The 21460-nt window shown below is 42.1% G+C and carries 24 protein-coding genes and 4 pseudogenes; 16 read left to right on the forward strand and 12 right to left on the reverse strand.

From position 1 onward, the window contains the following. Positions 1-380: 380 nt before the first annotated feature. From AC4II3_RS20160 to ftsH, 5 genes are all read left to right on the forward strand, one after another. Positions 381-701, forward strand: a complete 321-nt coding sequence (locus AC4II3_RS20160; RefSeq protein WP_488015527.1) for a hypothetical protein — start codon at positions 381-383, stop codon at positions 699-701. 845 nt (positions 702-1546) lie between these two features. Further along, complete coding sequence (psbB, locus tag AC4II3_RS20165; RefSeq protein ID WP_488015529.1) at positions 1547-3079, forward strand: photosystem II chlorophyll-binding protein CP47; 1533 nt, start codon at positions 1547-1549, stop codon at positions 3077-3079. A 136-nt stretch (positions 3080-3215) separates the two neighbouring features. Next, positions 3216-3311 (forward strand): photosystem II reaction center protein T, encoded by a 96-nt coding sequence (locus AC4II3_RS20170; RefSeq protein WP_008180851.1) that lies wholly within the window; start codon positions 3216-3218, stop codon positions 3309-3311. Between the two features lie 209 nt (positions 3312-3520). Beyond that, positions 3521-4051: a transcriptional regulator NrdR gene (gene nrdR, locus AC4II3_RS20175; RefSeq protein WP_070392014.1), complete on the forward strand. Its 531-nt coding sequence runs from the start codon at positions 3521-3523 to the stop codon at positions 4049-4051. 355 nt (positions 4052-4406) lie between these two features. Beyond that, entirely contained in the window at positions 4407-6356 is a 1950-nt protein-coding gene (gene ftsH, locus AC4II3_RS20180) for an ATP-dependent zinc metalloprotease FtsH (protein ID WP_488015530.1), read from the forward strand. Between the two features lie 103 nt (positions 6357-6459). On the opposite strand, the gene AC4II3_RS20185 is transcribed toward ftsH, so the two are convergent. Next, positions 6460-7071: a M23 family metallopeptidase gene (locus AC4II3_RS20185; protein WP_075899297.1), complete on the reverse strand. Its 612-nt coding sequence runs from the start codon at positions 7069-7071 to the stop codon at positions 6460-6462. A 182-nt stretch (positions 7072-7253) separates the two neighbouring features. On the opposite strand from AC4II3_RS20185, the gene AC4II3_RS20190 reads away from it, so the two are divergent. Beyond that, complete coding sequence (locus tag AC4II3_RS20190) at positions 7254-7385, forward strand: hypothetical protein (RefSeq protein ID WP_490722876.1); 132 nt, start codon at positions 7254-7256, stop codon at positions 7383-7385. Positions 7386-7548: 163 nt separating this feature from the next. Continuing rightward, positions 7549-7926, forward strand: a complete 378-nt coding sequence (locus AC4II3_RS20195) for a hypothetical protein (RefSeq protein WP_488012743.1) — start codon at positions 7549-7551, stop codon at positions 7924-7926. 137 nt (positions 7927-8063) lie between these two features. On the opposite strand, the gene AC4II3_RS20200 is transcribed toward AC4II3_RS20195, so the two are convergent. The 5 genes from AC4II3_RS20200 to AC4II3_RS20220 form a co-directional block, all read right to left on the reverse strand. After that, positions 8064-9020 (reverse strand): AAA family ATPase, encoded by a 957-nt coding sequence (locus AC4II3_RS20200; RefSeq protein WP_488012741.1) that lies wholly within the window; start codon positions 9018-9020, stop codon positions 8064-8066. 245 nt (positions 9021-9265) lie between these two features. Then, on the reverse strand, positions 9266-11395 hold the full coding sequence (locus tag AC4II3_RS20205) for an ATP-binding protein (protein ID WP_488012739.1): 2130 nt from the start codon (positions 11393-11395) through the stop codon (positions 9266-9268). Positions 11396-11643: 248 nt separating this feature from the next. Beyond that, entirely contained in the window at positions 11644-12585 is a 942-nt protein-coding gene (locus AC4II3_RS20210; RefSeq protein WP_488012737.1) for an Rpn family recombination-promoting nuclease/putative transposase, read from the reverse strand. A 4-nt stretch (positions 12586-12589) separates the two neighbouring features. Then, positions 12590-13183: a Uma2 family endonuclease gene (locus AC4II3_RS20215; RefSeq protein WP_488012735.1), complete on the reverse strand. Its 594-nt coding sequence runs from the start codon at positions 13181-13183 to the stop codon at positions 12590-12592. 224 nt (positions 13184-13407) lie between these two features. Continuing rightward, a complete protein-coding gene (locus AC4II3_RS20220) occupies positions 13408-14475 on the reverse strand; it encodes a hypothetical protein (RefSeq protein WP_488012733.1) in 1068 nt (355 codons plus the stop codon). Between the two features lie 212 nt (positions 14476-14687). Here AC4II3_RS20220 and AC4II3_RS20225 point away from each other — a divergent pair, with 212 nt between their 5' ends. The 5 genes from AC4II3_RS20225 (at position 14688) to AC4II3_RS20245 (ending at position 17061) form a co-directional block, all read left to right on the forward strand. Then, complete coding sequence (locus AC4II3_RS20225; protein ID WP_488012748.1) at positions 14688-14939, forward strand: UPF0175 family protein; 252 nt, start codon at positions 14688-14690, stop codon at positions 14937-14939. Beyond that, positions 14932-15429: a PIN domain-containing protein gene (locus AC4II3_RS20230; protein ID WP_488012731.1), complete on the forward strand. Its 498-nt coding sequence runs from the start codon at positions 14932-14934 to the stop codon at positions 15427-15429. The genes AC4II3_RS20225 and AC4II3_RS20230 overlap by 8 nt, the downstream gene beginning before the upstream one ends. A gap of 152 nt (positions 15430-15581) precedes the next feature. Beyond that, positions 15582-16208 (forward strand): type I restriction endonuclease subunit R, encoded by a 627-nt coding sequence (locus AC4II3_RS20235; protein ID WP_488012730.1) that lies wholly within the window; start codon positions 15582-15584, stop codon positions 16206-16208. A gap of 258 nt (positions 16209-16466) precedes the next feature. Further along, positions 16467-16772: a type II toxin-antitoxin system Phd/YefM family antitoxin gene (locus AC4II3_RS20240; protein ID WP_488012728.1), complete on the forward strand. Its 306-nt coding sequence runs from the start codon at positions 16467-16469 to the stop codon at positions 16770-16772. Beyond that, on the forward strand, positions 16744-17061 hold the full coding sequence (locus AC4II3_RS20245) for a Txe/YoeB family addiction module toxin (RefSeq protein ID WP_488012746.1): 318 nt from the start codon (positions 16744-16746) through the stop codon (positions 17059-17061). Before AC4II3_RS20240 ends, AC4II3_RS20245 begins: the two co-directional genes overlap by 29 nt. Positions 17062-17098: 37 nt before the next feature. Here the strand turns inward: AC4II3_RS20245 and AC4II3_RS20250 are convergent, their stop codons facing one another. After that, a complete protein-coding gene (locus AC4II3_RS20250) occupies positions 17099-17434 on the reverse strand; it encodes an element excision factor XisI family protein (protein WP_488012726.1) in 336 nt (111 codons plus the stop codon). A gap of 108 nt (positions 17435-17542) precedes the next feature. On the opposite strand from AC4II3_RS20250, the pseudogene AC4II3_RS20255 reads away from it, so the two are divergent. Next, positions 17543-17837, forward strand: a pseudogene (locus AC4II3_RS20255) (XisI protein). 40 nt (positions 17838-17877) lie between these two features. Here the strand turns inward: AC4II3_RS20255 and AC4II3_RS20260 are convergent. Then, positions 17878-18261 (reverse strand): helix-turn-helix domain-containing protein, encoded by a 384-nt coding sequence (locus tag AC4II3_RS20260; protein WP_293063915.1) that lies wholly within the window; start codon positions 18259-18261, stop codon positions 17878-17880. After that, positions 18236-18544 carry a type II toxin-antitoxin system HigB family toxin gene (locus tag AC4II3_RS20265; RefSeq protein WP_488012744.1) on the reverse strand — a complete coding sequence of 103 codons (309 nt, stop codon included), beginning with the start codon at positions 18542-18544 and terminating at the stop codon, positions 18236-18238. The genes AC4II3_RS20260 and AC4II3_RS20265 overlap by 26 nt, the downstream gene beginning before the upstream one ends. 42 nt (positions 18545-18586) lie before the next feature. Between AC4II3_RS20265 and AC4II3_RS20270 the strand changes: the two are divergent. After that, a pseudogene (locus AC4II3_RS20270) lies at positions 18587-18868 on the forward strand (XisI protein); the annotation flags it as partial. A gap of 66 nt (positions 18869-18934) precedes the next feature. Then, entirely contained in the window at positions 18935-19261 is a 327-nt protein-coding gene (locus AC4II3_RS20275; RefSeq protein WP_488012724.1) for a DUF433 domain-containing protein, read from the forward strand. Between the two features lie 143 nt (positions 19262-19404). Here AC4II3_RS20275 and AC4II3_RS20280 read toward each other — a convergent pair. Further along, positions 19405-19740, reverse strand: a pseudogene (locus tag AC4II3_RS20280) (XisI protein); the annotation flags it as partial. A 34-nt stretch (positions 19741-19774) separates the two neighbouring features. Between AC4II3_RS20280 and AC4II3_RS20285 the strand changes: the two are divergent. After that, a pseudogene (locus AC4II3_RS20285) lies at positions 19775-19930 on the forward strand (element excision factor XisI family protein); the annotation flags it as partial. Positions 19931-19971: 41 nt separating this feature from the next. Here the strand turns inward: AC4II3_RS20285 and AC4II3_RS20290 are convergent. Together AC4II3_RS20290 and AC4II3_RS20295 are read right to left on the reverse strand one after the other, a co-directional pair. Continuing rightward, positions 19972-20706, reverse strand: a complete 735-nt coding sequence (locus AC4II3_RS20290) for a type III secretion system chaperone family protein (protein WP_488012722.1) — start codon at positions 20704-20706, stop codon at positions 19972-19974. Between the two features lie 64 nt (positions 20707-20770). After that, positions 20771-21349, reverse strand: coding sequence for a hypothetical protein (locus tag AC4II3_RS20295; RefSeq protein WP_488029451.1), 579 nt, complete (start codon positions 21347-21349; stop codon positions 20771-20773). Positions 21350-21460 lie beyond the last annotated feature (111 nt).

Consider the following 21460-nt stretch of genomic DNA (forward strand, 5'->3'; position numbering starts at 1 on the left):
TCGCGAGCATAACTCGCGAATAAGTTTTCCCTTTTTTCCAAAATGGGATGCTCCCAATTGGATTGGCTTGTATTATCCTTTTTTTATCTGAATTATCGATTAGTTTACCCATCAATTGATACCGTAACCAGCTATAGCTCAAAAGACTATGGTCAAGTAACAATGCTTACTGCTGTAAATCATATACTGATCATTTTGTCAACTTCTATAAATCTCCACTACACCTGACACCCAGTCTTAACCGACAAGCTTGGTGCGTAAGTCCTGAAATTGACCAATTGCGGTTGTTGGATAAAATTTGAATTAAATCGTCAATTTAAGCTGAAAAATTCAATTTGAGTGGAAAATAGAAATATAGAGCAGGATTAGCGAAGAGCAACGTGAAATATTTCTTTTTATCGGAAGGCTGGATAGTCGGGCGCGTTTGGGAGTTTGGAGGTCTTTGGAACGAAAACGCTTGGCGACGCCTGCCAGAAATTAAGCAAATGAACCTTTCTATCCTAGAGCAAGGAGAAAAATTGTGGCTCTATCAGGTTGAAGACCTTGTGGTTATGGTTGAAGTCAAACCCATGCCTAACACCTCACCTGAATCAGCAAAAACTATTGGTCAAGTTGTCCTAAAACGTTTGATCACTGCTGAGCAAGTTATCGAGCGCTTAGCGATGACACATACTGAAATTATGGTAGGGGGCAAAGGTTAACTGGTACAGGGAAAAGGCACCAGGGGACAAGGAAGAAGAGGGAGAAGAGGGTAAGGATAGGGAATATGAGGAAATAATACTTTTGATTGCGATTTGTGATCAAAGCTATAGCTCGGGTTAGCAGTTAATCAAAAAACCCTACCCATAGAATTGGAGCCTAATACCGAGTTGCATATCAATAGCCCTTTGAGCCCCAGCTTTCCCCAACTCCGGACTCTGCCCCCTCTTCCCCCTCTGCTCTTAAGTGCTCTAGGTGATATGGTTTGAACTCAACTTGGCATAAGTCCTATGCTTATGCCTTTTTCCTTTCAACATACCTTTTTCATGTTGATTTGTGTCCGACTATTGCTAATCAGTAAAGAGGCTACCGGACTGAATTTGACAATTTTTAGGTTATAGAAGCTATATTGCTTGAATTTAGGCAAATACAAGGGAAATTTGCGCAATATAGCTGGTTAAGCGCTTCCGACCCTAAGCTGAGAACATGACCGTTCGCTTGCAATCGGCTCTAACAATAGTTACACTTCTTTAAACAAACTTTAGTTTCATACATACTTTGTCCTACCTAAGTTGCCAATGGCAAAATCTAGGGGGGCTAGCAAAGTAGCGATACAGTTAGGTTCACACCTAACCAAGGTCGGTCGGAGAGCTTGAAAGCTCTCCAAACAGTGTCAAATTAAAGAAATCATACCGTAAGCGTTGTCAGATGAGGTTTTTAACCCCTCGAACAACGTGACTCTTGGAATCCCCTGTGTTTCAAGCGGGGGGAAGTTTAAGGCGATTTCTAACATACTGATCAAAAGAAGCGTCGAAGTAAAAACTCTATATTAGGAGGAGCGTAGTCAATGGGACTACCCTGGTACCGAGTACACACGGTCGTCCTGAATGATCCAGGACGTCTGTTAGCTGTGCACTTGATGCATACAGCCCTGGTGGCAGGCTGGGCTGGTTCAATGGCCCTGTACGAATTGGCAATTTTTGATCCGAGTGACCCGGTTCTTAACCCGATGTGGCGTCAGGGGATGTTCGTCATGCCCTTTATGGCTCGTCTAGGGGTTACTGATTCCTGGGGGGGCTGGAGTATCACTGGTGAAACCGTAACCAATGCTGGCTTATGGTCTTTTGAAGGTGTCGCTGCAACTCATATTATCCTTTCTGGTTTATTGTTCCTGGCTGCTGTATGGCACTGGGTTTACTGGGATTTAGATGTGTTCAGAGACCCACGCAGTGGCGACCCAGCTCTCGATTTGCCAAAAATTTTTGGTATTCACCTGTTCTTATCTGGTTTACTCTGCTTTGGCTTTGGTGCCTTTCACTTGACTGGGCTTTGGGGTCCTGGGATGTGGGTATCTGATGCTTATGGTCTCACTGGTAGTGTTCAAGCGATCGCACCAGAATGGGGACCAGCAGGCTTTAACCCCTATAACCCTGGAGGTATTGTCGCTCACCATATCGCTGCTGGTGTTGTTGGGGTTATCGCTGGTTTATTCCACTTAACAGTGCGACCACCAGAACGCTTGTTTAAAGCTCTACGGATGGGGAATATCGAAACGGTACTCTCCAGCAGTATCGCGGCTGTGTTTTTTGCTGCGTTTGTAGTAGCAGGCACCATGTGGTATGGCAGTGCTGCCACCCCCATTGAGCTGTTTGGTCCAACCCGCTATCAGTGGGATCAGGGGTATTTCCAACAGGAAATTAACCAACGGGTACAAGCTGAATTGGCTGATGGTGCTAGCTTGTCAGAAGCTTGGTCATCAATTCCAGAGAAGCTGGCATTCTATGACTATATAGGCAACTCCCCTGCTAAAGGTGGTTTGTTCCGCACAGGTCCGATGGATAAAGGGGATGGCATTGCTGAAGGTTGGCTAGGTCATGCGGTGTTCACAGACAGTGAAGGTCGGGAGCTGAGCGTTCGTCGGATGCCGAACTTCTTTGAAACCTTCCCTATCATTTTGACCGATGCTAATGGTGTAGTTCGTGCGGACATACCTTTCCGACGGGCTGAATCTAGGTATAGTTTCGAGCAAGCTGGTGTCACTGCTAGCTTCTACGGTGGAGTTCTTGATGGTCAAACCTTTACTGACCCATTCGATGTGAAGCAATACGCTCGTACTGCTCAGCTGGGTGAGGGCTTCCAATTTGACCGCGAAACCCTAAACTCTGATGGTGTATTCCGCACTAGTACTCGGGGTTGGTTCACCTTTGGTCATGCTGTCTTTGCTCTGTTGTTCTTCTTTGGGCACATCTGGCATGGCTCACGCACCCTCTACCGAGATGTGTTTGCTGGTGTCGATCCTGACCTAGAGGAAGAGCAAGTCGAGTGGGGCTTCTTCCAGAAGCTTGGTGATAAGAGTACCCGTAGGACAGAGCCTATCTAGAGGTTAACTATCTCCTATCACAGTTTGACTTAAAAGCAAAAGGCAGAAGAAAAGAAATTTTCTTTTGCCTTTTTGCTATTTCTGTGGTTCATGCAAGGTAGACTGGTAAGTGAGGAGATAACCAGGAATTATAGCTATGGAATCAGTTGCTTATATCTTAATCTTGACCTTAGCCCTAGGCACCCTATTTTTTGCCATTGCTTTTCGGGAACCCCCTAAGATTGGTAAGTAGTTTACCTCGATTTATCAGATCGAAATTCAACACTTCTGTGGATGCTCTGAGCCGCAATAGCCTGTGTATGACCCTATAGGATATAGGGAAGTGGACAGGTATATATCGGCTCACCTTCCATATAATTGTTATTTTGAAAGTATCGACTCTTAGGGCGTTCCAAATATCTGCCGCCAATCAGTCCACTCAGCAAGAAAAAAAATTATCTTATGCGATGCCCCTCTTGTCACCACACCGAGAGCCGCGTTCTTGAGTCTCGTTCTACTGAGGCAGGAAAAAGTGTGAGGCGACGCCGGGAGTGTTTGGGATGCAAACATCGCTTCACGACATATGAGCGGATCGAATTTGTGCCAATAACTGTGATCAAGCGGGATGGCAAGCGGGAATCATTTGACCGTTCCAAGTTGTTACGAGGAATTATACGTGCTTGTGAAAAAACAGGCATTCTCCAAAAACGCCTAGAAGCATTGGTTGATGAGATTGAAGCAGAATTGCAACAGCGATTTGGTCGGGAAGTAATCAGTCACGAAATTGGTGAGTTAGTCTTGCGCTACCTACGTTCGGAGAGTGAAGTGGCTTATGTACGCTTTGCTTCGGTCTATGGAAAATTTCAAGGGATTAGAGATTTTGTCACTACCCTAGAGGATCTCCAACAGGAAGATGTACCAATGGAAATCCCCCAGGTTCCGCCAACCCCCTCAGATCAGGTAGAAGAAATAAAGACATCGACTTCGGTGTAATAGATCACATGTTTGTTCATTGTTGACGGTTGATGGTTGACTCTCAAAAGTACAAGGTCAACTAGTGATATCGTGTCCAGTTGTATGGTTACCATTTGTAGAGATGTTCCAGACAAGGTCTCTACAGGAGGGTGATTCACGAAAAAAACCAGCGTGAGGTTTGGAAACCCCATCTAGGCAAGAGCAGGTTACCTCTGCTACCGGACTTAATATGAGTTTCTTACAGCTAAAGCCGGATTTTAGAGAGCTAGACTAGAAAGTGAAAGAAATTTCAACTCAAGGGCTTGAATTCTATTGAAGCCTAACTAGGTTTACCCAGGAGTTGAGTCAAGGCAAGACCAAAGAGCAAACAGCCATGAAGAAACGTTTCTGGATGAGAGCATGGATGGGTAATGCAGAGGTAAATACCTCTCCACAGCTGCTGGCAAATCCTGAGGTTACATTACAGCAACCCCAGGAAAAGCGCAAGTTAGTCAAATTCTGGCGTATTGCTGCCAGTTTGCTCCTTTGGCAAGGGGTGATACTGGGTACCCCAGCCCAAGCACAGCTTAAACAAGAGAAATCTCTAACCTATAGTGAGCTATTAGAGAAAGTTAAAAATCGGGAAGTCGCTAAAATAGAAATTGATGAAGCCACTAAGATTGCTAAAGTTAGTCTAAAGGAGGCCAAGGAGAATGAACCTCCTCAACGAGTTGCTTTGTTCGATCAAAACTCTTTGCTACTCAAGGAACTCCGTCAACAGGATATTCCCACTGAAATTAGGCGCTCTCCGGATAACTCAGCCGCTTTAGGTCTAATTGCCAACTTATTTTTGCTTCTGTTGTTACTAGCAGGCTTGATGATGATCCTGCGACGCTCTGCAAGTAATTCTGGTCAAGCCTTAAACTTTGGCAAATCCCGAGCACGGTTTCAGATGGAAGCCAAAACAGGGGTTCTGTTTGATGATGTAGCAGGTATTCAAGAAGCTAAGGAGGAATTGCAAGAAGTCGTCACATTCCTCAAACAACCAGAACGCTTTACTGCTGTTGGAGCACGCATCCCCAAAGGTGTGCTGCTAGTCGGTCCTCCAGGAACTGGTAAAACTCTCTTAGCCAAAGCGATCGCTGGTGAAGCAGGAGTTCCCTTCTTTAGCATCTCTGGTTCCGAATTCGTGGAAATGTTTGTGGGCGTTGGTGCCTCCCGTGTCCGAGACTTGTTCAGAAAAGCCAAAGAAAATGCCCCTTGCTTGGTCTTCATTGATGAAATTGATGCGGTAGGACGGCAACGGGGAGCAGGGATTGGTGGTGGAAACGATGAGCGGGAGCAAACCCTTAACCAATTGCTCACGGAAATGGATGGGTTTGAAGGCAACACAGGTATTATTATTATTGCTGCCACTAATCGCCCAGATGTCCTGGATGCTGCACTATTACGTCCTGGACGCTTTGACAGACAAGTTATTGTGGATTACCCTGACTACAAAGGCAGGAATAACATTCTGGAAGTCCACGCTCGCAACAAAAAGATTGACCCTGAGGTTTGTCTAGAAACTGTTGCTAAGCGTACCCCTGGGTTTACTGGTGCTGACTTAGCCAACCTACTCAACGAAGCGGCAATCCTGACTGCCCGCCGCCGCAAAGATGCCATTACTATGCTCGAAATCAATGATGCTATTGACCGGGTGGTAGCTGGCATGGAAGGCACTCCTCTGGTGGACAGCAAGAATAAGCGATTAATTGCCTACCATGAAGTAGGACATGCTGTAATTTCCACTCTCTTACCGGATCACGACCCGGTACAGAAAGTAACCCTAATTCCCCGAGGGCAAGCCCGTGGTTTGACCTGGTATATTCCTGATGAAGAGCAAGGTTTGATTACTCGGGCTCAACTCAAAGCCCAAATTACTGCGGCTTTAGGGGGTAGAGCGGCAGAAGAAGAAATTTTTGGTGAGGCTGAAGTGACTACTGGTGCTGTTGGGGACTTGCGACAAGTTACCTCGCGAGCACGGCAGATGGTAACCCGCTTTGGAATGAGTGATTTGGGTCCTCTGTCCTTAGAAGATCCAGGGGGAGAAGTCTTTCTAGGGGGTAATGTGATTAATAGGTCTGAGTACTCAGAGAAAATTGCTGCCCACATTGATGCCCAAGTCCGCACAATTGTGCAGCATTGCCATGGTCATGCTCGTCAGTTAGTCCGGGAAAATCGGGTAATAATTGACCGATTAGTAGACCTGTTGATAGATCAAGAAACTATCGAAGGAGACCAGTTACGCAAAATTCTAGAAGAACACACCCAGATGGACAAGGAACAATTGGTAGTTTCGTAGTTTCTAGTTAAACGATCACGCGGCATGCATGTTTTAAACATGTTAATGGTTAATGGTTAATGGTTAATGGTTAATGGCCATTAACCATTAACATTTGTCCGAATCAAGCTCGTGTTTTATACATTGCCCGCAGCACCTGGGCTGGGTCAACGTATTGCTTGCCATACTTCAATCCCCAGTGCAGATGAGGACCGGTGGTACGACCAGTCATTCCTACTCGACCGATTCTGGCTCCAGAAGGCAACAGTTGGCCTTCCTTGATCTGAATGCCACCGGAGTTGTCAATTAAATAGCGAGTACCTCCATTTTTAACTGCGTATCCTTTCATGTGACAGTAGATGTGCTGCCACTTGCCCGATTGGATAGTTATTGAGGTGCCGCAAGCAGTACCATCAGAAATTTTAATTACTTTACCACTCCACCAGTTACGGATATAGCTTCCTTCAGGGGCAGCTATGTCTAAACCTCGGTGGAATTCCCATCCAGAACCTCTAGGAGAGGGTCGGTAACCGAAGCCAGAGGTGTAGCCCCGGAAGTTTTCTACTGGAAAGGAACCCCCTTTGGCAAAACTTCTTACTCCGGCTACCAAGCTTGAGGGAGGTTCTGATGCAGTTACTGGCTGGCTGGGCAAACTCGAAAGGGTACTTAAACCGATTAAACTCGTTAAACTCAGTCCAGCGAAAATTAGAAGCCTTGATAAATAACCACTGCGCATTAGTTCTAGTCTGGCTTTAGCTAGTTAGGGGTCTTTCCATTTATATCTCTCCAGATCATCTGCCATCAGCAGGGTTTTTGGGTTGTTTGGGATATTTAACAAAATCTTGAGTTTTGTTAAGATACATCAATAAGCTAATACACGTTTAACTTGCAAAATTTAGCGATGCAGAGGTGCGACCCGTGGCGAATTTAATTCTTAATGCGGAAAACGCACCATTACGGTCTTGGGAAGGCAGCGCGGTCTTGGGGGTTCCCCCCATGAGCGACTGCCGTGGTTTCCCCCATGAGCGACTGCATCAAGAGAAGGATTGAATTTTTTGTTAAAGGTTGACCTTTGACTAACCGTTGTGGGCGTGTCTACTGTGCGCGTGTCTACCGTTAATCGTTAACACTAAAACGATCAACTCAAATAGAGAAGTTAAATGTTGGTTAACTTAGTGATTAACTTGCCCCAGCCTACCCTATCCGTGAACCAATGCTGACTGAATTTTTGCCCTTCCGATTCGAGGTGGATACTACAGAGATCGCGGGAGCATCTTTGTGGTCTCTAGCGCTATATTTAAGCCTCTCGTCCTTGAGGCAATGGATTATGGAGCAATTGAACCGCTGGTTTAACTTTGCTGAGGGATTCTTTTACATCTCGGCTCAGGAATTTGAACAAACCCGCAAGGTCAGAGAATCTCAAAACGCTTTCTATGCGTCAGTTGTCAGCATTGTGCCTTTTTTAGTCATTGGTGCAGTTTGTAACTACGCCGTGGAAATTAGCCTGGGACACAGTTGGGCAATCAGTATTGGGATTATTGCTTGTATGAGCTGTGGTGTGTATGAATTAGGGCGTCAGTCTGGGAATTGAATTTAGGTAGTCATTGGTCATTCTCGGGCGCGTTCGCGCAGCGTGACCATTCCAGTACCGTGGCTCATTCGCCTAGCGTGGCCTTTTGGCCAAGGCCAAGGCCAATCCCATAGTCTCAATAACTATAGTCTCACTAACTAATCTGGTATCTTGGTCTTGCTCAGGGCCTCATGATCCTGTTGAGTTTTGACTAGAGTTTCTAGATGAGGCAGATTCGTGGTTGGAGTATCCGCTAATGCTTCAGCAGTACTTTGATTCCCTTGTTGATCCCGTTCCAAAATTCTCAACCAATCTAAAAATTCACTAGTACCTGGTATTTTTTGCCAACTTCTCAATTCCCGCAGTTCTCCAAATTTTTGGATAGCTGCTTCGGATACGCGGGTAATATCAGTTTTAAAATGACTCTGGATAATCTGTTTTAGGGTAGCCTTTTCTGGAAATTTAAGGTAGTAAAATAAACAACGACGTAGGAAGGGTTTTGGCAATTCTTTTTCCCTATTACTGCTGATAATAATTAACGGTAAAAAATCTCTTCGTTCTTCTTTTGTTTTACCTTTAAAGGCATCAAAACGAACGTTTAGTACTTCTTTAACTTGGAATTGCAATCGCTCCAGTTCTAAGAGCAAGTCATTAGGAAAATCCCGATCCGCTTTATCAATTTCATCAATTAGAACCACCGAAGGAATGTCATTTTGTGATTGCTGAATTGCCTCGCCCAATTCTCCTAGGGTAACATAATTTCTGCGGTACAAAGGTTGGCTGGGATTACCTGCAGTTTGACGTTCCTGAATGTCATACAACCGACCTATGGCATCATAATCATAAAGTAAATCCTGGGCTCGACTGGTAGAGCGGATGTAGCAGCTGTAGAGGGGATAACCCAGTTCATAGGCAACCGCATAAGCTAATCGCGTTTTCCCGCAGCCTGGGTCACCTTCTAATAATAAAGGACGACGCAGGTAGAGAGCAGTATTAACTACATCTGCCAAAGCTTTAGAAGCAATGTAAGGTTCTGGCTCTTGCCATGCACCAGGAAGCGGTTTGTAGCGGCACTTACCGTCACCTGTATACTTTCGTCTGCCTAAGTCACCCATAGCACCTTATATTAATTCATTACAATAATTCTAAAAATAAGATAACAGTAATAAAGAGAAATAACTTGATCAATAATATGTTCGCGATCGCCCAAGGATTACAGTATTATACTTGTGGCTTAATCAGGTAAATAGCACGTAAGCATTCAGCTATCAGCCGTTGGCCTTTGGCCAAGGCTGATAGCTTACAATAGCACTAGGTAAGTCGTTAGTGTAAAACTGGCTCACTACTGACCATGGCAGGATTATTTAAGCGATCGCATTCCATCACCCCATACCTTTCCCATCTTCTGATACTCCCGGCGAGTGCCCTGTAACAAATGTTCCATCATCACTCCACTACCTGCTTCAGCTGCTAGAAAAGCGGCTGCTAGGGCAATATTCTTAATATTCCCTCCACTCAATTTGAACTGCCGTGCCAAAAACTCAAAATCTACATCTGCTGACAAGGGGATTTCCTCAGTCCAAATTCCTTCCCAAATGCGCCGACGACTAGCTTCATCTGGTGAGGGAAAGTGTACTGTAAAGGCTAACCTACGCACAAATGCCTCGTCTAAATTTTGGCGCAAATTTGTTGTCAAAATTGATATTCCCTCATATTCCTCCATCTTCTGCAACAGATACCCAACTTCAATATTGGCGTAGCGGTCATGAGCATCTCGAACTTCAGACCGCTTGCCAAACAGAGCATCTGCTTCGTCAAACAGAAGGATAGCGTTAGCTGTTTCCGCAGCCATAAAAATGCGGTTCAGATTTTTCTCAGTCTCGCCAATGTACTTACTGACAACTTGGGATAAATCAATTTTATATAGCTCAAGCTGTAGTTCATTAGCAATCACTTCCGCCGCCATGGTCTTACCTGTGCCTGGTGGACCTGAAAATAGTACATTTAATCCTTTACCAATGGATAGCTTGCGGTGAAAGCCCCATTTTTCATAGACAATATGACGATACTTGGCTTGATTACAAATTTCTTTGAGCTGAGCAAGTTGATCGGGGGGTATGATAATGTCTTGCCAACTATACTTAGGGTTAAGTTTGCGGGCTAATTCAGTTAAATTGCTACCAGATTGGTCACGACCTGCTGCTAATAAGTCATTTAGGGTTGGCTTAATTGTACTGTTTAATGGCAATTCTTCAAATTCGGCAGCAGCACGCCACAAAGCCTGATTACAAGCATTTGTCACTGCTCCTGCTATTTGAGCTGAACTCAAGGTAAAACGATTGGCTAGGGTATCCAAGTCGCCATCGCTAAGTACAATTCCTTTAGTTTCTAAACTAGCTTGCCAGTAAACGCGGCGTTGATAAAAATCCGGTGTAGCAAAAGGTACAGTAATCACACCCTGGAGATTGGTAAACTTTGGCACCAACGACTGTATTCCAGATAAGATCACCACACCTTTCGCATTAGTTAGTCTGTCAAGTACCCTTTTATATAACAGATGCTGCTCTTTGCTCTGTAGTGCATCTAAACGTTCCAGACTTTCTAGATAGAGGATAGCATCGTGAAAACAGGTTTCACGAAATAACAATTTTAGCAGTTGCTCAAACTCTTCCTTAATTGCTAAAGCTTGAGCTAAATCCGCAATTAATAACTGCTTGTTTAGTTGAGCGGCAAGGGCGATCGCTCCACGGCGTTTTTCAGTAGAATATAAACCAGAGAAATACAGATGTAGAGGCTGGCTAGTATATTGAGCGTGTTTGATTAGCTTAGGAAGTATTTGTTTAATGTCATCCCTAATCGGTAACTTGTCCTCAACAGTAGGACTATCTATCAATTGACACCAAGATTCTAAACGCGGTTCAAGACGCTTTTGTTTTAACAGAGAATGAATAACTTGATCATCTAGCTTGAGATAATAGGATAATATTGGTGGTTTAACCTGATGAGGGTCAGGAATTAAGTGAAGTAAGCCATGTTTGATTAAGGGTGCCTCAGGAGCAAAATGAACTCGTTGCAACAGCTTGGCTTCAGCAGAGGGACATAGTAGATTTAAGGCTAAATCAATACTAGGTCGCCTGCGAGTGACATCATCCTGGAGATAGGCATACAGACCCTCGTAAGCTAAATCAATTTCTGGAGCGAGGGCAATCAACATCACGTCTAAATCAAATTCAGACAAACCGAAAGTCTGTTTGAGCCAGTTTAATGGTGTATTGTTAGTCTGATCGGACTCAGTTTTTTCTGAATCTACTGCAAACAAAGGTATCCCTGGTTCACGATCTAGGAGTTGCTTGACCTGATCGCGATCAATACGAAGACCTCGATAAGGGTCAGTAGCTGCTTGTGAACCGTACACAGCTTGTGCTTTTATTACTGCTTGCTCTAGTAATTTATCTAGCCTTTGTAATGCTGAGAGTAGATCGTCGAACATGGAGTATACCATTTTCATTTCAATCGGTATCGGGAATTGAACCAAGCTTTCGCCTCGTTACGGCTAACTTCACAAGATGGGAGGGTGTTGGGGAAGTTGGTAATCTTTGGGTATGAGGAAAAAATGCGATTGGCCTACGGCCACGCTAAAAGCCATTGACCGTAGGTCACGCGGGGCGCGATTAGCCCTTTGGGCTACGCTACGCGAACGCTCTGGATTAGACCAAAGAGTTTGGCAAACGTTAGTATTCATGGTTCATTCATTGTCTCGCGCAGCTCTCGAACGACTTCTAGACTTAATCCTGTTGTTGCCGCGATCGCTTCGTCATCTAGTACAGTGAGTAATTTTTGAGCAATAATGCGTTGTTCTTCTTTTTTCCCTTCCAGACGACCTTCTTTTTTCCCTTCCAGACGACCTTCTTGACGACCTTCTTGACGACCTTCTTGACGACCTTCTTGAAGACCTTGCTCCCTACCTTCTTCCCGACCAAGAGCAACTGCTCCCTGCTGATCGTAGATAAACATTTCTCGACGTTCCAAATCTTCGAGTTCAGTGGGTGTTAAGTTGGCTTGATTGGCAATTTCAAAGGCTCGTTGTAATTCAGGAATATTGTCCATATTTTCGGGGATGGAGGCAAGCGATCGCGCAGATTTGATAAAGTAAATCCATTTATCGGTAATGGTTTCGAGTTCTGGGAGTTCTTTGGTAAACTTTGGTAGCTCAACGAACACCAGTTCGATATCGTTTTCGGGATACACCGAGCCATCAGATACTTCTCGATAAACGAAGCGAGAGGTAAAATGATGGCGATCGGCGAACATTTCAAAATCGGTCAGGGTGAGAGCAATGACTGGTTTTAGCATGCGGTAGCCCTCTCCCTTTTGTAGTTGAAAGGCGTAGGTTTTAGCAGCGTTGAACAATACTCTTTTACCAAAGGATTGCACATTTAAAACTTGCATTTCGATGATGACCAGCGTGCCATCCTTCAGTTTTGCTTTGACATCAAGGTAAGTATCTTTTAAGCCCTCAACTTTCGGCGGTAAGTTGGGATTAATGATTTCTAAGTCTTTAATGGTAGGGTTACCGTCATAAATCAAGGCATTGAGAAAACTAATCAGAATGTCTTTGCTTTCGGCGGAACCAAATATTTTTTTGAAGGCGTAGTCAGTTTTGGGATTGATAAATCTCATGGTTTTAGGTGTTATTGAGTTGGTCAATGTCTTCGTAAAGTAAGTTAATGGGAAATGCTAGCTCAATGCTGCTAAGTTCAACTTGACAATCCTCTGGGCGATCAGGGCTACTAGCATAATGGTACAGTTCCCATCTCTGGTTTTGGTTTAATCGATAGCATTCCACGCTCATTTGATCGGGGTCAATCAAAACATATTCTCGTAATGTTTCAATGTGGCGATAGTGTCTAAATTTTTGGCCACGGTCAAAGGCTTCTGTGGTGCTAGAGAGCACTTCTACAATTAGACAGGGATAACGAATATAATCCCGGGCAGTGCGGTCTCTGTGATCACAGGTAACGGATAGGTCTGGATAGTGAAAAGGACCTTGTTCTGTAATCCCAACTTTGGCATCGCTGCTCAAGGTTTTAGATTGTTTACCCCGCAGGTGGGGTTTGATTAAAGCGACTAGATTGACAGCAACTTGGTTATGGGGGATAGTGCCCCCAGTCATGGCATAGATCTGACCGTCAATATAGCCGTAGCGGGCGAGTTGCTCTGCTTCCCAAGCTAAATAGTCCTGGGGGGACATTTGGGGAGTGTCAAGTTGAGCAATCATGGCAATTTGTATCAAAAATAAGCTTATTTATAATATATCAATTATTATTTGTTGAGGTACACATTCTTTGATTTTAGGGAGCAGGGAGCAGGGAGCAGATAACAGGGAAGTCGGAAGAAAGAAGAGGTAAAAAATCCTGTGTACCTCATAGGTAATAAAAACCCTATATACCCAATCTGACGGAAGAGAGATACTTCATCAATAGCGTTTTGTACAGTCTTGAGTTAACTACATCCTTCTAAATATCTCACTTCCGGTAGTTTACCAGCGCTTATACCAACTACTTTACCCTCTGCATTGGCTTCAAACATCACTCGATAATTTTTATCTGAACTATCCGTTGGTACGAATAAAGCATATTTACCACCCGGTACATATAAATGGGGGTGAATTTCTATTTTTTTACCATACACAGACATCACTTTCTCTAAGTTATCCCCAACTTTTACACCACTCAATGTGCTAATTTCTGGAGAACTTATGTATACCCTGGCAATTTTTCCTTCTGTCACCATAAACCCGATATTTTCTATTCCTTCTGGGTCGTAGAATAAGCAACCACGCTCTTCTCCACCACTACTTTGTTGCACTAATTTAACTTGCCCAGCCTGGGATGCTTCTTTCACCGTCATGCCCACGGTGATGGGGCCAATGCCATTAATTGCTATTTTAGATTTAGTAGAAAGTCTTTCTCCCTTGCTCCCAGTCTTCAAACAGAGGTTTTCACCACTTAAGTCCCCAAAACAATTGCCGTCTTTGTTGAGGATAACTACGGATTTGATAGTTGAGAACTGTTTGAGGGTAGATTCCATAGCACTGGTAGCTTTAGCATCATAGCCTACTCCAGGGGAAGGAATGGCACGGCAAAACTTGAGGGTGGCGGTTTCTGCTGCAATAGAGAGGGTAAAGTCTTTACCACAGTTGGAGCTACCTTTAAGTTTTAGTGCTTCGGTGAAACCAATTTTAGTTTCTGCTGTGGTCGGACCCATAATCAATTGTTCAATGGCAAAAGTAGCCACTGCACGACTAGTAGTGCTTCTGACTACAGGTTCCACATAGCTAAAATCCTGATTACTTTGAGGTTGCTTGGGGAAAAAAACTTTAACGTTTCTTTGGTTAGGGGTAGTTTGAGTTTGGTTAGGAGTTGGGGATGTTTCTACTTCTATTATAGGAGATGGAGAGGAAGTGGATCTATCCGGTGGCGGTGTCCCTTGTTCGTTACAAGCATTGAGACTCAAGTATGCTAAGAGTATGGTACTCAAGAGTATAGTTTTAGATTTGTGTAGATCCATTGCGCACCTCGACGTTATCCTTGTTAAAGTTAATCTAGCATTTTGTAACCTAATGATGTACACAAGATTTTTCCCTTCTTACCTGTTCCCTGTTCCCTATTCCCTACAATCTATAAATTGTGTACCTTATAGCACTGACATACTCCCTACGGGCTGTACCTCACCTATTTTATAAATGGTATATTTATAGCAAAGTAGCTTTCCCGTTGATTATGTATCAAGTTACCCTATCTGTTCCAGAAGAAACCGCACATGCTTTAAACCTAACACCAGAACAACTAGGAGAAGAATTATGTTTAAGTGCTGCGATGAAACTTTATGAATTAGGTAAACTTTCCTCTGGTGCTGCTGCTCAACTAGCTGGTATTGAGCGAGTAGTTTTTTTATCTAAGTTGAGGGACTATGGTATCAACACTTTCAGATTAACAGAAGCAGAATTAACAGAGGATTTAGGAAATGCCTAATGTGATTGCTGATACCTCACCAATCCAATATCTCTATCAAACAAATTTACTGCATTTACTACCACAACTTTATGGCTCCGTTATTGTACCTCAAGCTGTGGCGAATGAATTAGCTGCTGGAGCAGCTTTGAAAATTTCCCTACCTGATTTAACTTCCTTATCTTGGCTCAAGGTGAAAACAACAATAGTGGATTCAGCTTTACAGGAAATAAATGGATTAGGTGCGGGTGAGAAAGAGGCTTTTGCTTTAGCTTTGGAGATAGAAAACTCCCTGGTAATTGTGGATGATGGATTGGCTAGGTATTACGCAAAACAACTGAATATTAAATTTACAGGGACATTAGGAATTTTACTAAAAGCAAAACAGCTAGGAGAGTTGACTATTGTAGTTGTAGCTCCAATTTTAGACAAATTAGATGCTCTGGGATTTCGTCTTGATTACTCCACACGAATGGCTGTTTTGAAACTTGCTGGTGAATTATCTGGGTAAGTCTATTTATAGCGTTTCTAGGACTCATGAGGTACACAGCATTGTTTGACTATTGACTCTTCCCTCTTCCCTGTTCCTTGCTCCCTGCTCCCTGCATAAAAAGCTACAATATAAAAAACTACAATGAATAAATTCCATAGCAATCGCTCTGTATGAGTAGACTACTGGCAATCGAGAAAACGATTTCAAGCTTTCAAGTATTACATGAGCGCTTGGGGTTATGTCGCGCCACTGATGAATCGTTTTTTTCAGAATGGCAGGTATCCTCTATTGAGATATTAGATGATGATAAATCTTTTCTGGACCGTCTCCGGCAGCGATATTATTATTACTACAATGCTGGTCTCTTAACTGAAGGAACGGTGCTTTTATCTATTGTTGCACCACTGCTGGAACGGTTAGAATTTCATGAGCCTCCGTTTTTCGTACAATCTGAGGTTCCTATCAGTCTGGAGGTGGAAGAACACAATGAAGTTTATCGAGGTCGGATAGATGTATTGGTGATTCGCGATCTTGTTTGGATACTGACTGTAGAAGCTAAACGATCTAAGTTTGCGGCGGATATTGCTTTACCACAGTGTTTAGCCTATATGAGTGCTGCACCACGACAACCAAGCTTTGGTATGGTAACAAATGGCAGCGATTTTATCTTCTGCAAGTTGAAGGATAAAGTATACGATTTTTCTGATGCGTTTTCATTATTGTCTCGGCAAAATAAGCTTTACGAGGTTGCGACTATTCTCAAGAAGTTAAAAACCAACAAATTTTCCGACAACTAGAGATTGCTCTCTCGGTTGCTTAGCGTTGCACTTTGTTTGGTGAGGAATAGGGAAGTTGTGGGAATGCTTAAGGGATTGGAGGAGTTGTTTAAGGTTAACTCTTTCTCTAAAGGTAAGTTTTCAAGATTATGATTACTCATAACAATTCAAAATTCAAAATTCATAAAGTCAGATCAGGTTTTGGTTTCAAGGAAAGCATCTGTTGCTTGATTTGGTAGAAGTGATATAATATATGTACGTAAATCTTTACATAAACTGATGTTTGATTACGAAATTACATCTCCAACGGATGCTAGAAATAACTTCTTTAAGTTGTTGGATATAGTTGCACAAAATAATCAGGTATATATCATCAATCGTCGGGATGGTGAGAATGTTGCTTTGATTACAGAATCTGATTTGAGGAGTTTAGTAGAGACGGTTTATCTCTTAAGAAACTCTACCAATGCAATTCGCCTGCTGGATGCAATTGAGGAGTCTAAGACTGGAAAAATAAAACCTCAAACCATTGAAGAACTTTACTCTGAGTTGGGAATTGAGCAAGAAGAAGAAGAAAAAGGCTGAATCCGATCAAGTAAAGCCAGTTGTGGTAAATCGCAGTCCTGGTTTTAGTTCTAGGTTTAAGGAAGATTTGGCTTGGTGGTTCAAGCACGATTTTAAAGTGGCGTCGAAAATTTTGGATTTGGTTACTGCTGTAATGGACAATCCATTTGAGGGCATTGGTAAACCAGAACCATTAAAGTATATGGATGCAAATATTTGGTCACGCCGCATTGATTTAGAGCATCGGCTGGTTTATCGGGTGGGAAGTAGTCAGATTGATTTTCTGGCTTGTCGGTATCATTATGAGTAGTGGTTTTGTTGGGTTTTATTTTTTAAGCCAATTTACTCTAATTCACTGCAAAGTCAGTATATTGACGTACAGCAGGTTCTTGAAATGCTAGTACAATATCAGTTTTTGGTACTCCCAATTTGACAAGTTCGTTGGCAAAACCAATTTCAGTTCCATCATGATGTATCCAAATTTTGGCATTTTTGATTCTGAAATGTAGAACACAACCATACATGGGTTGGCGATTCTTCCAACCAGTATAGACAACTTGGTAATGGTCGTGGTCTGAGTCAAATATTAAGGCAGCTTCAACATCTTCATCAGATGGACTTTTACTGGCATAGTCACTCAGAAGTTGTTTAATGTATTGGCGATACTGGATTATTTTTTCCATTCTCAAATCACCTCTTCAGATCAGCAATCTATGCAAATCTTGATACAAAACCATTATACAATAATGGACTTCCTTTAGAGTTTTGAGTTATTCTGGGTTAGGTTAGCGATTGATCGTAGGTCACGCGGGGCGCGATTGACCGTAGGTCACGCGGGGCGCGTTCGCAACCATTTTATGCTGCTCCATGAAGGCTGGGAAAATCATCGCCGTGTATATGGTACGATTGTTCATGGTTCAATCCGCGATAGTAAAATCTGGATTCACTACGACGGTATTGAAGTACGACGGTATTGAAGATAGTATCACGGAGGAATTGGTTGCTTCAGGAGTACCGAAGGATAGGATTGTTCTGGCTTTCCATCCCCGTGAGATTCGTGAACATACTGGGTATGCAGTGGCATAGAATTGGTTTTGGTGGGTTTGATCGAGCAATGGGCTGCTAGTTACAAGATCAGCGATCGCAATTTAATAGCTTCTTGAGAATTTAGTTGACGTTTTCCGTTTAATATGTCTAGTATTGTTTGTTCTTGCTGGAAAATTACTAAAAAATCCGAGATCTTCAAATTGTAGTCTTCCATTAAGGTTTGTAATAGTTCTTGATCATTTAACTGAGGGAATTGCTCGTTTTTTTCTTCATAATCATAGACTAGCATTCCTAATACTCTTAGATAATCTCGATCATCTTGATTAAGATTGTTTTTGTCTAGTATTGAGTTAATTCTTTGTTGAGTTGCCGTTAATTCAAGATCATTGGTGATAGGACGAGGTGCAAATTCTGTGAGCAAATTGAGGTAATAATGGCTAGGACTTGTTAAACCAGTCGTCATTTTTCCAATTCTCCTTATCGTAATCTGCGTGGGTTAAAACAGCACGAATAAAAATAATTTGTGCTTGGTAGTCAATGTAAGTAATTAAGCGATAATTGTTACCACTGATATTAAAAACGGTAAAGTTGCCAACTAAATCAGCAGAAGGAAATAATTGACGCAATTGGGCAAAATTATCAATGGAAGGTTGAGTGATTCTTTCATACCATAATAATAAGCTATTTCTCGCTGTTGAGTGCTTTTCCCAAAATTCTCGTAAACTCCTCCGACTAATCACCCGCATGGTTTTAACAATCAAACTTCATTATTTAACACAGAGTATCATCAGATCAATGAAAAGTCTGGTTCCACAACGGAAAGTGTTTTAGCTTTTGATAAGGTACACAATCATTACCTTTTGCTGCTGATGGGTTGGCACAAAGATGAACGGATTAAGAGTGTGATGATTCATATCCGTTTGAAGGATAAAAAAGTTTGGATCGAGGAAGATTGGACAGAGGATGGGGTGGCGACAGATTTGTTACAGAAAGGAATACTACGAGAGGAGATTGTTTTGGCATTTCATCCACCTCATGTTAGACAATATACTGAATTTGCGTTCGCGTAGCGTGACCTACGGTCAATCCCTTAGCGTCCCACTGTTACTAATGCACCCTACTCATAAGTAATATCTATGACTATCAAACAACTGGAAACCCAGCTACTTGCTCTATCTCCCACAGAGAAAACAGAAGCAATTCACCTTTTAGCCCATAGTTTGAACCAAAACTGGCGTGGAATAACCAAAACCAGAAACGTTTGTGGTGGTGATGCTTGTATTGCTGGAACTCGTATTCCTGTTTGGGTATTAGTAAATGCCCGTAATCTAGGCATTAGCGAGTCTCAACTACTCTATGACTATCCTACATTAACAGCAATTGATTTAGCGAATGCTTGGATCTATGCCCAAGTTAATCCTGAGGAAGTTGCCACTGCAATCCAAGAAAATGAGGCATATTAATGATGGTTCGTTTATATGCTGATGAGCAGTTTCCTAGACAAGTAGTAGAATTACATATTTCCTATTTTATCTAAATCAAAATGGTTACTCATCATCATTATAATTGATTTTTAACTAAATTTTATTGTTAAGTCAATCCACTACTAAGCCACTCCGTAGCCTGTGTAAGGACGTTTATAACTGGGATGTAAACCGAGAATAATGTCTTCTTTTGGTATACCCATTTCCAGCAAATCTTGCGCCAAATCAGCTTCTGTCATATTTCGCTGAATCCAAACGTTGCCATCTTTGATATCTAAATGGATGAAACAGTTGTAAATTCGTTTGAGTCCATCCCAGCCGATATCTAAAAGTTGATAATGGTCATGTTCTGTGTCAAAAATAAGTTGACACTCTATCTCGTAATTTGGATTATTCGCTTCTAAGGTGGCATGATTAGTTAATAGCTGGCGGATGATTAATCGGTAGTTGTCTAGTTTTTACATTCGATGACTACCTCCTCAACAGGATTGTCATGCTACGATTGTTCATGGTTCAATCCGCGATGGTAAAATCTGGATTCACTAGGACGGTATTGAAGATGGTATCATGGATCATCTGGTTGCTTCAGGAGTACCGAAGGATAGGATTGTTCTTGCTTTTCATCATACTGGCTATGCGATTGCATAGCGTTTGCTTTGGTTGATGAGTGATGGTTAGGTAAATTAGTCTTAACCCTCAATCTGTAAAATCGCTTCTTTCACCTCCACCTCTGATTCAATAACTGCCATAATTCCGGGTAAATATTCATCCATCATCATCACATTGGCGTAAACCATCTGTTTGATTAAGGCAAAACTAAGATTGTCCCCTTCAACATCAATGCTGGTTTTGTAGCGGATTTCGCCATGATCGAAGTCTAGTTCAAAATTACCAAGAATTGTACCGTAGTTAGCACGGGTAATAAATTCGGCGATCCCTTGGCGTTTCTCTTCGGGAACTGCTTCGGGATAAAGGGAGTAAAAGATAAACTGATTTTCTTCTTCTTTGACTTTAGCAAGGCAAGACCATTGACCATTTTCGCCTTTAAAGTTAATGTACAGAATAGACTCATCTTCTTCTTGTAGGAAAGGCCATTCTTCTGCTTTGAAGAAGTCGATTACAGTTGTATAAATATGGTTACTGACACCGTCTGATTTAAGTTCTTCACGAGCGATTTTTGCCCATTCTTGGAAGGTGGTTTCAATGGCATTAATGAATTCGGATGTGGCATCTTGAGTAATGTAATCGAATTCTGTTTCTGCTAGTTTTTCTAGGGATTTGGTGATTTCTTCTAGGGTTTCAGGGGAAGTGTCTTCGTTGAGTTCATCAAATTCGGGTAGGTTTTCTTTTGCCCAGGTTTCGAGGTGGTTGCGGAGGTTTTTTTGGAGTTCTTCTTCGGAAGATTTAGATGAAAATTTTGTCATTTTTTAAATTAAAAAAACAAATCAATAAAGTTTTTATTAGGTTCTGAAAAATACTTCACTTAAATTAAGTATTTAGACCTGTATCCCAATTTCTAGTTCGCAAGCTTTGTAGTGTGAACTTGGCAAACTCTTGCACTTCTTTTTCAGGGTCGCTATCACTCAGATTTTTTAATGGTTCTTCAAATTCCTTCCAACCTACATAACTAGTTGCAAGTATTGCAGCGTTGCGAACTTTAGGTTCTGAGTGAGCAAAAACAGCCTTAAATAGTTCAAATATTTCTTTATCATAATCATGATTTGCTGTTACCCCAAGATGATATATTGCTTGAATATACTCTTCTGTTGAAGCAGCTTTATGTATCATTTCAAAAATTTCTCCTCTTTGAAAAAGATCTAAATATGAACTAATTGCATTGATTACTTCTACTTGCTTTGATCCATGAATGAATAAGTATCGAATGTCAATCAAAGGATCTTCAATATAGTGAATGCTTGTAGATTCATCTTCAGTTAACCATATTTGCTCATAAACTTCTTCCTCAGTTTTTGGCAAGATAAAGTCATGTAAGTACCAACTCTTATTCCATGCCAATGACTCTACTGTTGGAACATTACTTTTAATAATTAATCTCAAGAAATTCATATAAACAAATTAAAGTTATTGTTTCAAAAAACTCTTTGGTACGTGCTAAAGTCCATTGCAATTTCTCAATAACCGCTGGTTAACAAATTGGATCAGCAATTTATCAGGCAG

The sequence above is a fragment of the Moorena sp. genome, from assembly GCF_982860115.1.

What these genes read in the sequence shown, in the direction of transcription:
- psbB (WP_488015529.1), top strand. Translation starts at nt 1,547, where the DNA reads ATGGGACTACCCTGGTACCGAGTACACACGGTCGTCCTGAATGATCCA.
- AC4II3_RS20170 (WP_008180851.1), top strand. Translation starts at nt 3,216, where the DNA reads ATGGAATCAGTTGCTTATATCTTAATCTTGACCTTAGCCCTAGGCACC.
- nrdR (WP_070392014.1), top strand. Translation starts at nt 3,521, where the DNA reads ATGCGATGCCCCTCTTGTCACCACACCGAGAGCCGCGTTCTTGAGTCT.
- ftsH (WP_488015530.1), top strand. Translation starts at nt 4,407, where the DNA reads ATGAAGAAACGTTTCTGGATGAGAGCATGGATGGGTAATGCAGAGGTA.
- AC4II3_RS20185 (WP_075899297.1), bottom strand. Translation starts at nt 7,071, where the DNA reads ATGCGCAGTGGTTATTTATCAAGGCTTCTAATTTTCGCTGGACTGAGT.
- AC4II3_RS20195 (WP_488012743.1), top strand. Translation starts at nt 7,549, where the DNA reads ATGCTGACTGAATTTTTGCCCTTCCGATTCGAGGTGGATACTACAGAG.
- AC4II3_RS20200 (WP_488012741.1), bottom strand. Translation starts at nt 9,020, where the DNA reads ATGGGTGACTTAGGCAGACGAAAGTATACAGGTGACGGTAAGTGCCGC.
- AC4II3_RS20205 (WP_488012739.1), bottom strand. Translation starts at nt 11,395, where the DNA reads ATGTTCGACGATCTACTCTCAGCATTACAAAGGCTAGATAAATTACTA.
- AC4II3_RS20210 (WP_488012737.1), bottom strand. Translation starts at nt 12,585, where the DNA reads ATGAGATTTATCAATCCCAAAACTGACTACGCCTTCAAAAAAATATTT.
- AC4II3_RS20215 (WP_488012735.1), bottom strand. Translation starts at nt 13,183, where the DNA reads ATGATTGCTCAACTTGACACTCCCCAAATGTCCCCCCAGGACTATTTA.
- AC4II3_RS20220 (WP_488012733.1), bottom strand. Translation starts at nt 14,475, where the DNA reads ATGGATCTACACAAATCTAAAACTATACTCTTGAGTACCATACTCTTA.
- AC4II3_RS20225 (WP_488012748.1), top strand. Translation starts at nt 14,688, where the DNA reads ATGTATCAAGTTACCCTATCTGTTCCAGAAGAAACCGCACATGCTTTA.
- AC4II3_RS20230 (WP_488012731.1), top strand. Translation starts at nt 14,932, where the DNA reads ATGCCTAATGTGATTGCTGATACCTCACCAATCCAATATCTCTATCAA.
- AC4II3_RS20235 (WP_488012730.1), top strand. Translation starts at nt 15,582, where the DNA reads ATGAGTAGACTACTGGCAATCGAGAAAACGATTTCAAGCTTTCAAGTA.
- AC4II3_RS20240 (WP_488012728.1), top strand. Translation starts at nt 16,467, where the DNA reads ATGTTTGATTACGAAATTACATCTCCAACGGATGCTAGAAATAACTTC.
- AC4II3_RS20250 (WP_488012726.1), bottom strand. Translation starts at nt 17,434, where the DNA reads ATGGAAAAAATAATCCAGTATCGCCAATACATTAAACAACTTCTGAGT.
- AC4II3_RS20260 (WP_293063915.1), bottom strand. Translation starts at nt 18,261, where the DNA reads ATGACGACTGGTTTAACAAGTCCTAGCCATTATTACCTCAATTTGCTC.
- AC4II3_RS20265 (WP_488012744.1), bottom strand. Translation starts at nt 18,544, where the DNA reads ATGCGGGTGATTAGTCGGAGGAGTTTACGAGAATTTTGGGAAAAGCAC.
- AC4II3_RS20275 (WP_488012724.1), top strand. Translation starts at nt 18,935, where the DNA reads ATGACTATCAAACAACTGGAAACCCAGCTACTTGCTCTATCTCCCACA.
- AC4II3_RS20290 (WP_488012722.1), bottom strand. Translation starts at nt 20,706, where the DNA reads ATGACAAAATTTTCATCTAAATCTTCCGAAGAAGAACTCCAAAAAAAC.
- AC4II3_RS20295 (WP_488029451.1), bottom strand. Translation starts at nt 21,349, where the DNA reads ATGAATTTCTTGAGATTAATTATTAAAAGTAATGTTCCAACAGTAGAG.